The following is a 313-nucleotide window of genomic DNA, read 5'->3' as shown; positions in this document are numbered from 1 at the left end:
GATGACCTCGGGGTTGAGCGCGAGGCCGCGGGCGATGCCGATGCGCTGGCGCTGCCCGCCGGAGAACTGGTGCGGGTACCGGTTGATGTACTCCGGGTTCAGCCCGACCACGTCCAGCAGTTCGCGCACCCTGCGCCGCCGGTCGCCCTTGGGCGCCACCTCCGGGTGGATGTCGAAGGGCTCGCCGATGATGTCACCGACCGTCATGCGCGGGTTGAGCGAGGTGTAGGGGTCCTGGAACACCATCTGGATGTTCCGCCGCACCGCCTTCAGCGCCCGCCCCGACAGCCGCGTGATGTCCTCGCCCTTGTAG

At 69.3% G+C, this 313-nt stretch carries 1 protein-coding gene; it reads right to left on the bottom strand.

The window, feature by feature from the left end; translation table 11 throughout:
• The coding region (locus OSB71_RS24410; protein WP_265950972.1) for an ATP-binding cassette domain-containing protein at window positions 1-313 on the bottom strand (313 nt) is incomplete at both ends.

It is taken from the genome of Streptomyces marinisediminis, assembly GCF_026262575.1.
GTDB lineage: Bacteria > Actinomycetota > Actinomycetes > Streptomycetales > Streptomycetaceae > Streptomyces > Streptomyces marinisediminis.
The sequence above is the reverse complement of the archived record's forward strand: the minus strand, read 5'-3'. Positions and strand labels throughout refer to the sequence as shown.